The organism is Pseudomonas rustica (assembly GCF_049959085.1).
GTDB classification, from domain to species: Bacteria; Pseudomonadota; Gammaproteobacteria; order Pseudomonadales; family Pseudomonadaceae; genus Aquipseudomonas; species Aquipseudomonas rustica.
In genome coordinates, this window is sequence record NZ_CP188200.1 from 2,600,332 (window position 1) to 2,613,060 (window position 12,729).

General features: G+C 58.0%; 9 protein-coding genes. 4 read left to right on the top strand and 5 right to left on the bottom strand.

What is annotated here, in order from left to right; genetic code table 11:
- Positions 1-19: 19 nt before the first annotated feature.
- The gene (locus tag ACP3TY_RS11870) at positions 20-3,718 is read right to left on the bottom strand and encodes a hypothetical protein (RefSeq protein ID WP_426620055.1); all 3,699 of its coding nucleotides are present in this window, start codon (positions 3,716-3,718) and stop codon (positions 20-22) included.
- A gap of 268 nt (positions 3,719-3,986) precedes the next feature.
- Between ACP3TY_RS11870 and ACP3TY_RS11875 the strand changes: the two genes are divergently transcribed.
- From ACP3TY_RS11875 to ACP3TY_RS11890, 4 genes are all read left to right on the top strand, one after another.
- Entirely contained in the window at positions 3,987-5,165 is a 1,179-nt protein-coding gene (locus ACP3TY_RS11875; RefSeq protein WP_426620056.1) for an MFS transporter, read from the top strand.
- A 155-nt stretch (positions 5,166-5,320) separates the two neighbouring features.
- Positions 5,321-6,007, top strand: coding sequence for an HPP family protein (locus ACP3TY_RS11880; protein WP_426620057.1), 687 nt, complete (start codon positions 5,321-5,323; stop codon positions 6,005-6,007).
- Positions 6,008-6,229: 222 nt separating this feature from the next.
- Positions 6,230-7,336: an enoyl-CoA hydratase/isomerase family protein gene (locus tag ACP3TY_RS11885; RefSeq protein ID WP_426620058.1), complete on the top strand. Its 1,107-nt coding sequence runs from the start codon at positions 6,230-6,232 to the stop codon at positions 7,334-7,336.
- A 3-nt stretch (positions 7,337-7,339) separates the two neighbouring features.
- Positions 7,340-8,491 carry an acyl-CoA dehydrogenase family protein gene (locus tag ACP3TY_RS11890; RefSeq protein WP_282357726.1) on the top strand — a complete coding sequence of 384 codons (1,152 nt, stop codon included), beginning with the start codon at positions 7,340-7,342 and terminating at the stop codon, positions 8,489-8,491.
- Positions 8,492-8,592: 101 nt separating this feature from the next.
- On the opposite strand, the gene ACP3TY_RS11895 is transcribed toward ACP3TY_RS11890, so the two are convergent.
- The 4 genes from ACP3TY_RS11895 to ACP3TY_RS11910 all read right to left on the bottom strand — a co-directional run bounded on the left by ACP3TY_RS11895 (position 8,593) and on the right by ACP3TY_RS11910 (position 12,725).
- On the bottom strand, positions 8,593-9,366 hold the full coding sequence (locus ACP3TY_RS11895) for an enoyl-CoA hydratase (protein ID WP_426620059.1): 774 nt from the start codon (positions 9,364-9,366) through the stop codon (positions 8,593-8,595).
- A gap of 125 nt (positions 9,367-9,491) precedes the next feature.
- Positions 9,492-10,619 (bottom strand): acyl-CoA dehydrogenase, encoded by a 1,128-nt coding sequence (locus tag ACP3TY_RS11900; protein WP_426620060.1) that lies wholly within the window; start codon positions 10,617-10,619, stop codon positions 9,492-9,494.
- Between the two features lie 138 nt (positions 10,620-10,757).
- Positions 10,758-11,951 carry an acetyl-CoA C-acyltransferase gene (locus tag ACP3TY_RS11905; protein WP_426620061.1) on the bottom strand — a complete coding sequence of 398 codons (1,194 nt, stop codon included), beginning with the start codon at positions 11,949-11,951 and terminating at the stop codon, positions 10,758-10,760.
- 12 nt (positions 11,952-11,963) lie between these two features.
- Positions 11,964-12,725, bottom strand: coding sequence for an SDR family NAD(P)-dependent oxidoreductase (locus ACP3TY_RS11910; RefSeq protein WP_426620062.1), 762 nt, complete (start codon positions 12,723-12,725; stop codon positions 11,964-11,966).
- Between the last annotated feature and the right edge of the window lie 4 nt (positions 12,726-12,729).

Consider the following 12,729-nt stretch of genomic DNA (forward strand, 5'->3'; position numbering starts at 1 on the left):
GGCTTTTCCCGTGAACCCCTTACCCCGCGTTCACTACGGTAAACGCACGCTGGGGCATCCATCCACTGTTAAGCGTTCCTTTCACCTGTTTCGCTGTCATCGTGAAAGGCCCCAGTGGCAAGGATTTTGTCCAGATCGCCCAGTAGCCCTTGGCATTAACTTCACCCTCGCCCCAAACGGTAGAAGCATCACCGGATTTGTGCAGGACGACTTTTGCACCTGGGAACCCGGTCCCATAGATTCGGGTTACGGGTGCAATCTGCGAACCGACGGGGGTGTTGTCGAAAAACGGAACTGGAAGTGCGTCGTTGACAGTGACCACGACGTCATCGCAAAACGCAGAACTTTTTCCGTCTAGAAGTTGCCGGACCGTCAGGCTGAATATTCCGACAGGTATCGCCTGATTTACGCATGCACGCCAGTTTCCGAAAGCATCAACCAAGACGCTGGCGTATACCGTCGCACCGTGTAGTGATTTGTGCACGTTGATTATTGCCCCTGGCATGCCTTTGCCACTGAGCCAGAAACGAGCGTCAACGGTAGAACCAGGCGTCGGGAATTCAACCGTGGGTGCGGCGAAGTTATCCTTGACTTGAATGACATCCACGGTGACATCTGGCGTCAATGGTGCAGACCAGAAATTGAGGCGAGCCTGAATGATCGCAAACGTGAACTTACCCACCGCAAGCTCAGGAAGACGTGCAGACCAGCATCCCTGCGCATTGACATGCGTCAGTGATTCTGTCTTGCCATTGTGGAGTAAAAAGAGTTCCGCGCCAGCCACACCGCGCCCGGCCAGCATAGGCTCAAGCCCAACCTGAGCACCCGGCAAAGGCCTATCGAGCGTAGGCGCCATAAACCCTGTGGGCGGAGCCTCAATAATGAATCGTCCACTGCGCACCCAAGGCGATTTCTTCTCGCCCAACGTCTGTTGCACGATCACCCAGTGGGGACCGGCGACAAAAGTGGTATTGCCTTTTACTGACCATTCACCAAACTCATCAACTGTTGTCACCGGAGCGAGTGGAATTTCCGGGTTGAATAGATCCGCCACCTGAATCTTCGCACCGGGCAGCCCTTGGCCGCTGAATACCAGTCGTGAGACGAGCACGTCACCGGGTGATGGGTGTTCGATGAAAGGGGTATCGAGATCCTGCAGATTGACGACGGCTGCGTCACTGATATCACCGCCGAGACCATCTCTGGTGCTCCATGTTTCAAGGCTGTAGGGACTGGCCCCATTGAGCGTACTGGTCAACGTGCCTGACCACTGGCCGACGGCATTCACAACATAATTGCCAATGACTTCGGTATAGCCTTTGCGGCGAACTTTAACGTTGTCACCGGGAAAGCCGTGACCGGAGAGCACCACCGCCGCAGGATTGACTGATTCCCCCGCGTTTGGGCTTTCGATCATTGGTGCGTTGGGAACCGTGAGAAACGTGCGTGTAACACTGGATCGTGTTCCGCCGGCATATGCCTGCTTGATCCGCAGGTTTTTCGAGCCTACCTGCTCAAAAAACACGTTAGCCTTCCAGTTGCCATTGACGTCTACAACAACGCCGCCGGGCGGTAGATACTCGATCTCCGTCTCATTGGGCAGGCCTGGATTCTCGACGAGATATAACGTGACCTTGGCACCGGGCAGGGCTGTACCTGAAAACTCGCTGCGTCGTGCGTAATAACGGTTATTGACGGGAACAACGATCGATGGGACTGGCACCATCACGTTAAACAGTACAAAGGCACTGGGCTGGGACGCCTGCTTTTCAAAGGTCTGCAGGGCAAAAATATCGTGTTCGCCCACGGTCAGGTCTTTGCTCAGATTTACCGTCCATGCACCCGATGCAGGCACGATAGTTTGGCCCAGCGCCGGGCCTTCCACCTTGTTGTCGAACACTGCGACGGTGGCGCCATCGTATCCGTTTGTCCCTTTGATTTCGGGTCGGAAGCCTGTTTCCTGTTGATTGCCCGGGAATGTGATCACGGGTTTAGGTGTAGCAATGTTGAATGCAATCGGGCCGGCAGGAGGAGATGTTTGTTCAGAAACAGTCTGTGTGACCGTAAAGGTGTAGTCACCTGGCACAAATGTCATTGGCAATAACGTCCATTTGCCGTCTGGAGCGCCTATTGCCGGAATCGGAATCTCTTCGCCTCCGACTTTGAAAAGGAGTATGAGTGAAGCGCGTGGCCAGCAACTACCGGTAACCGTTGCGGACAGACCATCGGGAACCACGAGAATGTCTGCGGGTGCCAGTGGTTTGATAATCAAGGGCGCTGGGGCGGTAACCGGTAGTGAGTAAACGCCATTCATCAACTGCCGTACCGACACGGTATAGCTGCCCGGTGCAACCGCTGTAGCGGTTGTCGCCGTCCAGTCGCCGGTGGCTGTAACGGCTGCCGGCGACAAAGTAACCGTCGTTGTGCCGATGAGCTGGACCTCGATAGTTGCAGCCTCCTGCCCGTGCCAGACACTGCCCCGTCCGGTAACGGTGGGAATTTGCCCGATCAAGGTCGGTGTGTTGACGGTCGGGTCTGGGGTTGGCACGTCAAATTTGATTTCACTTGAAGAATAGGGAGAAAAAATCCAACCTGCGCCATCTTGGATCTTTTGCCTGATTTTCCAGCCCTTATAAGTGCCAGGCAGCACGACAATATTACGCTCGAAAACACCCTGTGTATTGACAACAGTCGTGGAAATCGGCTCTCCGCTCTCAGGATATATCTCGACTGTAGCGCCGCTGTATCCGTTGCCCTTGAATATCATGGCCAGATTCGACCAACGGATTTCGCTAATAATAGGTGCGTCTGGATGTACCCGAAGAGTGTAAAGGGGACTTGGCTCTGATAAAACTCCACGGTCGTCTTGTTGTGCCCTGACATTCACTACGCCGGGTTTCATGGCGCTGGTGAAATACCCTTGCCATCGCTGTATCAGATGCGGTAACCCAATACATAATTTTTCGTTACTGAGATCACGGTAAACATTTACTTTAGTTCCGCTCGAGGCACCGGTTGCAGTGCCGGAAATGGATGCAAGCAAGCCGATACTTCCAGCTGGAATCTCCACGGTTGGTGGTGCTAACAGTTTGAACTTGACGGCTGGGGCCCATTGCGAATGCACATCACCCCAGGATTGCCGGCAGGTAAAATCCATTACGCTTGCCGGCGAAACACCCGTGACGCGTATCGACCAAGTCCCAAATACTGAAGCATTGGTGCTCCCATAAACCGTATTTCCATCCCCATTTCGATAGAGCTTCACTGGCGCCAGAGGGTAAGCATTAGTTCCTGAAATAGTGGGGAAAGCACCAACCCAGTCTTTTGCAGGCTGGTTAATAGTCAGTACCTTCAGTGGAGCCGTATACATCAAACTACTAAAATCAAAGTAGGCAGACCCTTTAACCAGCTTGGCAGCATAGAAAGGTTTACCGTCGACGGTATCCAGTGTGGCCGTCCACCTTCCATCGCTTGAAAGGGGAACAGATGCAACAAGTTTTGTCTTCGATTCCCAGATTTCCACTATACGGTCGCCGGCGGGTATCTGACTCAGGTTCGGTACAGATCCGGTAAACGTCGTTTTGCCAGGAAACGGGCCCGCGAACCGGTCGCTATCCGGAACAGGTTTGGGGTAATCCGCTTGAACCTGCGACGATTCCGTACCTGGATTCTCGCCACTGCTATCGCCAATGATTGATTGATCAGTTTCGTCCGTCATATCGGGCACACTCTAAAGAGAGAGGGGTACTCGTGTTCGATTGCTTGCCATTACCCTAATCTGCTCTCTTTGCTCTCAACACCTGTAAGATCTGACAGTCCCGACAAACGGTCATATGCTTTTTTCTGACGATTTTAGAAAGCGCCGAGGTGGAGATTCAGCTTGTCCCTTGTTCCTGCAGTCGCCCGAGCTCGCAGCCCACCTTGAATCGTGGGTCCCGGACACGATAACTACCCGCCAAGCCCCCAAAAAGGACGTTGACCTCCCCGTGGCCATCTACTCCCCCCTCATCCGCCGGCTAATGGTCGCCTCCCTGACCGTCGTCATCAGCCGCGCCCTTATCAGTCCGTTACTCACACTCTTCCTCAGCAACAAACTCGGCCTCAACCCCCAGGACGTCGGACTGCTGCTGGGCATCGCCGTATTCAGCGCCACACTTTTATCGCTCTACGGCGGCTACATCATCGACCGCCTCGACAAGCGTCAGCTGCTGATCCTGACCATGCTCTCCAGCGGCATCGGTCTGATGCTTTTGACCTTCGCGCAAAACCTGTATCTGGTCACTTTGGTGCTGATCATCAGCGAAACCGCGTCAGCACTTTTCCTGATTTGCTCGAAGGCGATTCTCAGTGAAAACCTGCCGGTGGGCCAACGGGTCAAGGCGTTTTCGCTGAACTACACGCTGACCAATATCGGCTACGCGGTTGGCCCGATGATTGGCGTGGTGATTGCCGGCGTTCAGCCGTCGGCGCCGTTCATCGTGGCGGGGGCGATTGCCATAGGCAGTATTTTTCTGCTGCTGGGCGCCAGGAAGGAGGCAAGCACGGAGACTTCGAGCAGCCCGCCGCAAAGTTTTCTTAATACCCTGATGATCCTGAAAAACGACCGGACGATGATCCTCTTCACCCTTGGCTGCCTGCTCAGCACATTGGTGCACGGGCGCTTCACCCTGTACCTGTCGCAATACCTGTTGGTCACGCACACCCAACAGCAGACGCTCGATACGATGGCCGCCCTGCTCGCCTGCAATGCGATCACGGTGATTTTGCTGCAGTACCAGATCGGCCGATTCCTCAAGCGCGAACACCTGCGTCACTGGATAGCCGGCGGCACGGCGTTGTTCATCGTCGGGTTGATCGGTTTCAGCCTCGCCGACAGCCTGGTGGGCTGGTGCATGGCGATGTTTATCTTCACTTTGGGCGAGATGATTATCTACCCGGCAGATTTCCTCTTCGTCGATACCCTCGCCCCGGAAGAACTGCGCGGCAGCTACTACGGCGCGCAGAATCTGGCGGCACTCGGTGGCGCGGCGAGTCCAGTGATGTGCGGATTTCTGTTGATGCACACGCCAGCGCCGAGCATGTTCTACGCGTTGAGCGCATTGGCGGCGGTGGGTGGTTATTTGTGTGTAATCAGCGGACGTCGTGTCGCTTCAGTTCAAAAGTAATGCACTGAAACTGCATTTATATGAATTTGTCAGCATCGAAATAGATCGGCACACTGTGCGCGTTCCTCCCCCAATGTTGGAACACTTCGAGGGCTTTCCGGATTGCCGGACGAGTCCTTTTTTTTGTCCGGAATTTGTAGAAGGATCGGTTTTACATGCTCGCTCGCTGGTTGCCCGCCGCCATCAATACCCGCCCCACCGAATGGAGCCGCGCCGCGATCGGCATGGCGCTCGGCACGCTGTTCAGTGTGTGGTTGTGCGCGCAGGTATTTGGCCATGACGTCGCGTACCACTTGATCGGGCCGCTGGGTGCTTCGGCGGTGTTGCTGTTTGCTGTTTCGTCCGGTGCCCTCGCGCAGCCGTGGTCGATTCTCGGCGGTTACTTGTGTGCCGGCGTCGTCGCTTTGCTGGTGGCTCATGTACTCGGGCGAACTCTCGGCAGTGCGTGCCTGGCGGCGGGCATGGCGCTGATTCTGATGTGTTGGCTGCGTTGCCTGCATCCACCGGCGGGTGCGTTGGCGTTGACGTTGGTGCTGGCCGATCCCGCAACGATCGCCATGGACTGGAAAGCCATGGAACCGGTGATGCTCGGCGCGGCGTGCATGCTGCTGAGCGCGTTGGCCTACAACAATCTGACGCGGATTCGTTATCCGAAACGCCCGGCGGAACCGGCGCCATCGGTGGCCCCGGTGGACAACCAGGCGATCACCGCCGAAGACTTGAAGCTGGCGCTGGCCGACATGGAAGCCTTCATCGACATCACCCCCGAAGACCTCGAACAACTGATCCACGCCAGCGAACTGCACGCCAAGCGCCGCAGCATCACCGCAACCTTCACCTGACCCTTGTAGGAGCTGCCGAAGGCTGCGATCTTTTGACTTTGTTTTTCAAGATCAAAAGATCGCAGCCTTCGGCAGCTCCTACAGAAGTAATCGCGTTAAGGCAAAAACGCAGACAGCCCCTGCACATATCCCCGTTGTACATGGCAAATTTGCACTGTTACGATCCGGTAACGCTCGCGCGCGAGCTTCTCGAATAAAGACAATAAAAGCAGGGAGTTACTGATGACAGCTCAGGCTTCATCCCCGCGGACTCAGTCCATGGATGCCACGCAAAACGAAGTGCTGGCCGAAGTTCGCAACCACATCGGGCACCTGACCCTTAACCGCCCCGCCGGCCTCAACGCCATCACCCTCGACATGGTGCGCCTGCTGCAACAGCAGCTCGACGCTTGGGCGACCGATGCCGACGTCCACGCCGTTGTGTTACGCGGTGCCGGCGAAAAAGCCTTCTGCGCCGGCGGCGACATTCGTTCCCTGTACGACAGTTTCAAAAGCGGCGACACGCTGCACGAAGATTTCTTCGTCGAGGAATACGCCCTCGACCTGACGATTCATCACTACCGCAAACCGGTGCTGGCCTTGATGGACGGTTTTGTCCTCGGCGGCGGCATGGGCCTGGTGCAAGGCGCGGATCTGCGCGTGGTCACCGAGAAGAGCCGTCTGGCGATGCCGGAAGTGGCGATCGGTTATTTCCCGGACGTCGGCGGCAGCTATTTCCTGTCTCGGATTCCCGGTGAACTGGGGATTTATCTGGGCGTCAGCGGCGTGCAGATTCGCGCCGCCGATGCGCTGTATTGCGGCTTGGCTGACTGGTATCTGGACAGCAGCAAACTCGCACTCCTCGACGAAAAACTCGACGCGATGGAATGGCAGGACACGCCGCTCAAATCGCTGCAAAACCTGCTGGCCAAACACGGCGTGCAAACCCTGCCCGACGCACCGCTCGAAAAACTTCGCCCAGCGATCGATCACTTCTTTGCCCTGCCCGACGTGCCGAGCATGGTCGAGCAATTGCGCGCGGTGACCGTAGCCGACAGCCATGAATGGGCAACCACCACGGCTGATCTGCTGGAAACCCGCTCGCCGCTGGCCATGGCCGTCACCCTGGAAATGCTCCGTCGTGGTCGCCACCTCAGCCTGGAAAATTGCTTCGCCCTGGAGCTGCATCTCGATCGCCAATGGTTCGCTCGCGGCGACCTGATTGAAGGCGTACGCGCCCTGCTGATCGACAAAGACAAGTCACCACGCTGGAACCCGCCGACCCTCGCCGCGCTGAACGCTGCGCACGTCGCGAGTTTCTTTCACGGTTTTGATGAGAGCGGGAGCTGAGCCATGCACGATCTCGAACTGACTGAAGAACAAGTGATGATCCGCGACATGGCCCGCGATTTTGCCCGTGGCGAAATCGCGCCGCACGCACAAGCGTGGGAAAAGGCCGGCTGGATCGACGATGCGCTCGTGGCGAAGATGGGCGAGCTCGGTTTGCTCGGCATGGTGGTTCCCGAAGAATGGGGCGGCACCTACGTCGACTACGTCGCTTATGCCTTGGCGGTGGAAGAGATTTCTGCCGGTGACGGCGCGACCGGCGCATTCATGAGCATCCACAACTCGGTCGGCTGCGGCCCGGTGCTCAATTACGGCAGCGAAGCACAAAAGCAAACCTGGCTGGCGGATCTGGCCAGTGGCAAAACCATCGGCTGCTTCTGCCTGACCGAACCGCAGGCCGGCTCCGAAGCGCACAACCTGCGCACCCGCGCCGAACTGCGCGACGGCCAATGGGTGATCAACGGTTCCAAGCAATTTGTCAGCAACGGCAAGCGGGCGAAACTGGCGATTGTGTTTGCGGTGACGGATCCGGAGCTGGGCAAGAAAGGCATCTCGGCGTTTCTGGTGCCGACCGATACCGCTGGTTTTATCGTGGATCGCACTGAACACAAGATGGGCATTCGTGCGTCGGACACCTGCGCGGTGACGCTGAATAATTGCAGCATTCCCGAGGCCAATCTGCTCGGTGAGCGTGGCAAAGGTCTGGCGATTGCCCTGTCCAACCTTGAGGGTGGACGTATCGGCATCGCGGCTCAGGCATTGGGCATTGCGCGTGCGGCGTTTGAAGCGGCGTTGGCCTATTCGAAGGATCGCGTGCAGTTCGACAAGCCGATCATCGAACACCAGAGCATCGCCAATATGCTTGCGGACATGCACATGCAGATCAACGCGGCACGGCTGCTGATCTTGCACGCGGCGAGATTGCGTTCGGCTGGGAAACCGTGTTTATCAGAGGCTTCGCAGGCCAAGTTGTTTGCTTCGGAAATGGCCGAGAAGGTCTGTTCGTCGGCGATTCAGATTCATGGCGGGTATGGGTATCTGGAAGATTATCCGGTCGAGAAGTACTACCGTGATGCGCGGATTACCCAGATTTATGAAGGGTCGAGCGAGATTCAGCGGATGGTGATTGCGCGGGATTTGAAGAACTATCAGCTTTAACGGCAAAAGATCGCAGCCTTCGGCAGCTCCTACATTGGAACGCGTTTCCTGTAGGAGCTGCCGAAGGCTGCGATCTTTTGATCCTGCACTCAAATACAGCGTTACTTGCCCTGGAACTCCGGCGCACGCTTGGCCACAAACGCCGCCATCCCTTCTTTCTGATCCTGCGTCGCAAACGCCGCATGGAACACCCGACGCTCAAAACGCACGCCTTCCGTCAGGTTCACTTCAAACGCACGGTTGACACTCTCCTTGATCATCATCGCAATCGGCAACGACTTGCTGGCAATCACCGCAGCGACTTTCAGCGCTTCATCCAGCAGCTCATCACTCGGCACAATCCGCGCGACAATCCCGCAACGCTCCGCTTCCACCGCATCAATCAAGCGCCCGCTCAAGCACATCTCCATGGCCTTGGCCTTGCCGACTGCGCGGGTCAAACGCTGGGTGCCGCCCATGCCCGGCAGCACGCCGAGGTTGATTTCCGGTTGACCGAACTTGGCGTTGTCGCCTGCCAGAATGAAGTCGCACATCAGCGCCAGTTCACAGCCACCGCCGAGGGCAAAACCGTTCACCGCAGCGATGATCGGCTTGCGGCGGTTGGCCACGCGATCGCTGTCGCTGAACAGGTCGTCCATATAGATCTGCGGGTAGGTCAGCTCAGCCATTTCCTTGATGTCGGCACCGGCGGCGAAAGCCTTTTTCGAACCGGTGATAACGATGCAACCGATGTTCGCGTCCGCTTCCAGCGTATCCAGCGCCTGGTTCACTTCGCTGACCAGTTGCGCGTTCAGGGCGTTCAGCGCCTGCGGACGGTTGAGGGTAATCAGGCCAACGCGGCCGTGGTTTTCCAGCAGAATCGTTTCGTAGCTCATACATAACTCCTCAATTCATTCCCTGTGTAGGAGCTGCCGCAGGCTGCGATCTTTTGACTTTGGTTTTCAAGATCAAAAGATCGCAGCCTCGTTGCACTCGTCAGCTCCTACACACGGGGTGGGGTTTATAGGTTACGCGAGATGACCATGCGCTGAATGTCGCTGGTGCCTTCGTAGATCTGGCAGACGCGCACGTCGCGGTAGATACGTTCCAGCGGGAAGTCGTTGAGATAACCGTAACCGCCGAGGGTTTGCAATGCCATCGAGCAGACCTTCTCGGCCATTTCCGAGGCGAACAGTTTGGCCATCGACGCCTCGACCAGTGCCGGCTGGCCGCTGTCACGCAGGGCCGCCGCGTAATGCACCATCTGCCGGGCGACGGCAATTTGCGTGGCCATGTCGGCGAGGCGGAACGCGACGGCTTGATGTCCGATGATCGGCTTGCCGAAGGTGTCACGCTCGCGGGCGTAATCACGCGCGGCTTCAAATGCGGCACGGGCCATGCCCACCGATTGCGAAGCGATGCCAACGCGACCGCCCTCAAGATTGGCCAAGGCGATTTTGTAGCCCTCGCCCTCCTCGCCCAAACGGTTGGCCACCGGCACTTTCACGTCTTCGAAAAGAATCTGGCAGGTGTCGGAGGCGTGCTGGCCGAGCTTGTCTTCGACCCGCGCGACTTTGTAACCCGGCGAATCGGTCGGCACGATAAACGCGCTGATGCCGCGCTTGCCAGCGCTCGGATCGGTCACCGCAAAGACTATGACGATCCCGGCGTTTTGCCCCGAAGTGATGAACTGTTTACAGCCGTTCAGCACGTAGTGATCGCCGTCCAGACGCGCGCGGGTTTTCAGGCTGCTGGCGTCGGAACCGGCTTGCGGTTCGGTCAACGCGAATGCACCGAGCATGGCGCCGCTGGCCAGCGGCTTGAGAAAACGCTCGCGCTGATCGTCGTTGCCGAACTTGAGGATCGGCACGCAGCCGACGGAGTTGTGCACACTCATGATCGTCGAGCAGGCACCGTCACCGGCAGCGATTTCTTCCAGGGCCATGGCGTAGGCCAGGTAGCCGGTGTCGCAACCGCCCCACTGCTCCGGCACGAGCATGCCGAAGAAGCCAAGCTCGGCCATTTCGCCGATGGCTTCCTTGGGGAAACGGTGTTCGCGATCCCACTCGGCGGCGAACGGCTTGAGGCGTTCCTCGGCGAACTGCCGGGCCATGTCGCGGATCTGGGTCTGGTCTTCGTTGGGAATCATGGTGAATCCTTAAATCCGGGTTTCCACAATCCCTTGTAGGAGCTGCCGCAGGCTGCGATCTTTTGATCTTGCTTTTGTTTTCCAAAAATCAAAGTCAAAAGATCGCAGCCTGCGGCAGCTCCTACAGGGGTGGTGTGTTTAGTAGAGGCATTCCACGGCCATGGCCGTGGCTTCGCCGCCGCCGATGCAGATCGCAGCGATACCGCGCTTGAGGTTTCGCTGGCGCAGGGCCGAGAGCAACGTCACCAGAATCCGCGCACCGGAAGCACCGATCGGATGGCCCAGCGCACACGCACCGCCATGCACATTCAACTTGTCATGCGGGATTTCCAGGTGCGTCATCGCCGCCATGCCAACCACGGCAAACGCTTCGTTCACTTCGAACAAATCGACATCACCCAGCGACCAACCGGTCTTCTTGATCAACTTCTTGATCGCCCCAATCGGCGCCACCGGGTACAAGCCGGGGGTGTCGGCGAATGCAGCATGACCATGAATCACCGCCAGCGGTTTCAACCCCAGTTTCTGCGCTTGCGATTGACGCATCAGCACCAACGCCGCCGCGCCATCAGAAATCGAACTGGAATTCGCCGCCGTCACCGTGCCACCTTCGCGGAACGCCGGTTTCAGCGAGGCGATCTTGTCGAGTTTGGCTTTCGGTGGCTGCTCGTCGTTGCTGATCAGCACCTGCTCTTTGCCGACGGTCACGGTCAGAGGGACGATTTCGTCCTTGAAGCTGCCGTCCTGAATCGCCTGTTGCGCGCGAGTGGTCGAGGCGATGGCAAAAGCGTCCTGCGCCTCGCGACTGAAGTTATTGGTCTCGGCGCAATCCTCAGCAAAGGTGCCCATCAGACGACCTTTGTCGTAAGCGTCTTCGAGGCCGTCGAGGAACATCGAGTCGAGCACACGACCATGGCCCATGCGGTAGCCGGCGCGAGCGCGATCCAGCAGATACGGCGAGTTGGACATGCTCTCCATGCCACCCGCAATCACCACATCGACACTGCCGGCGACCAGCATGTCGTGAGCGAGAATCGTGGTCTCCATGCCCGAACCGCACATCTTGTTGACGGTGGTGCAACGGGTCGACTTGTCCAGCCCGGCGCCCAGCGCAGCCTGACGCGCGGGCGCCTGACCGAGGCCGGCCGGCAACACGCAACCGAACAGCACTTCATCAACCGAATCACTGGCGACACCGGCGCGTTCAACCGCAGCCTTGATCGCCGCCGCACCGAGTTGCGGCGCGGTGAGGCTTTTCAGTTCGCCCTGAAAACCGCCCATTGGCGTACGCACAGCGCTGACGATAACAATCGGATCGTTGGAAATAGTCATGACAAATCCCCCTTACTTGGCGGCCATGCGCAAGGCGCCGTCGAGACGGATCACCTCGCCGTTGAGCATGCTGTTTTCGATGATATGCCGAACCAGTGCAGCGTATTCGGCAGGCTTGCCCAGACGCGGCGGGAACGGTACGCCGGCGGCCAGCGAGTCGCGGACTTCCGGGGTCATGCCGGCCATCATCGGGGTTTCGAAAATGCCCGGGGCGATGGTCATCACGCGGATGCCGAAGCGCGCCAGTTCACGGGCGGCGGGCAGAGTCAGACTGGCGATTGCGCCCTTCGATGCGGCGTAAGCTGCCTGACCGATCTGGCCGTCGAACGCTGCGACCGAGGCGGTGTTGATGATCACGCCGCGTTCGCCGTCAGCGTTTGCCTCGGATTCGGCAATCGCCGCAGCGGCCAGACGCAGCATGTTGAAGCTACCGATCAGGTTGACGTTGATCACTTGCGCGAAGCTGCTCAACGCATGCGGGCCGTTCTTGCCGAGGATTTTCTCGCCACGGACGATGCCAGCGCAGTTGACCAGACCATTGAGACTGCCAAATGCGGCGACGGTCGCTTGCACGGCGGCTTCGGCAGCGGCTTCGTTGCAGATGTCGGCAACAACACTTTGTGCGCCGAGTCGCTGAGCCTGTGCGGCCACCGCTTCGGCGTTCATGTCCACCAGCATCACTTTGGCGCCGGCATCCACCAGCAATTCAGCGGTGGCCGCGCCTAGGCCAGACGCACCGCCGGTGACGATAAAAACCTTGTTCTCGATCTGCATGACT